Source organism: Allorhodopirellula heiligendammensis (assembly GCF_007860105.1).
Classification (GTDB): domain Bacteria; phylum Planctomycetota; class Planctomycetia; order Pirellulales; family Pirellulaceae; genus Rhodopirellula; species Rhodopirellula heiligendammensis.
In genome coordinates, this window is record NZ_SJPU01000035.1 from 1 (window position 1) to 1,075 (window position 1,075).

General features: G+C 52.6%; 1 protein-coding gene. It reads left to right on the top strand.

Features of this window, described 5'->3' with window-relative positions:
• Positions 1-264 precede the first annotated feature (264 nt).
• On the top strand, positions 265-567 hold the full coding sequence (locus Poly21_RS26845; protein WP_302120803.1) for a hypothetical protein: 303 nt from the start codon (positions 265-267) through the stop codon (positions 565-567).
• Positions 568-1,075 lie beyond the last annotated feature (508 nt).

A 1,075-nucleotide genomic window follows, 5' to 3' on the forward strand; every position in this document is an offset into this window, starting at 1 on the left:
TCCATGTGTTTGGTGGGTGGAGCGAATGTGACGGGCAGCCGCAAGCTGCCCAGATCACGGGTTTGAGTCGCCAGTTTTTTAACGAATGGCTCCCACCCGTCAAACCTTGGACTTACATGGATTCTTTCTGCCAAAGAAGTTTGTGTCGTACACCTACTGCGGTAGCGGACGGATTGCTCAAAAGACATTTGAGCATCAATGTGAGGATGGCATACCCTATGGTTGTCAACTTTCACTTGCAATCTTCAGCACTGAGCTAATGCCTTGATGATGCGTGCCGATATAAGCTACGATTTGGTACTCGACGAGGACATGGAATTCCTCGAAGGAACTTACCGGCTACCCGGCCAAGACTGGCAGGTGTTCGTCGTCTCTGCATTCAGGCGGGATGTTCCTGACGCGCAGATTGTTCCGCAGCGATGGCAGAGTGGTGTAACCGGTGTATTGTTGCGTATTCCTGAAGCTGAAAAAATCAACGCGAGGGTTGTAGAGCGACTGCTTTCTGAAGGCTTCCATGTATCCGAATGGATACGGGTCCGAGGGCCAGATTCAATGCAGCTACGATAAGGGATGCTGGCAGAACAATGCGGTGAACGGGAGCCGCCGATGACGCGGAATTTGAAATCACAATTCTTTGGCGGCGGCCCCGTTACCGCTGCCGACTATGAAGTCCAAGGTTTGACAAGTGGTGTTGGGTTGCTTTTTTGTCTTACTTCATTTTTTTTCCGCTGGTGGAGGTGAGGTGCCGTTCGCCGGAGGCTTTTTTCGGTCGCTCGCCCGTAAGTGGCGACCGAAAAAAGGCGCAGGTGAATGGCACCGGTTTCCATCTCGGTTGATGTCGATCACGGATGCATCAACGGCTTCTGACACGAACGGGTAAGGAGCTGGATTAAACGACTATTCGAGGTGTGAACGCTCTTGGTCCTGGTGGGCCAACATGATTCATGATGGCGGCGTCCCCTCAGTTATCCTTGCACGGTTCCAGCCACTTGATTCAGACTGGCGACGTGTTTCGGCGAGCACTTGCCTGGAGGCTTCAATGAGCAGCAAGTGGTCTTCCTTCGGTACGGCACAT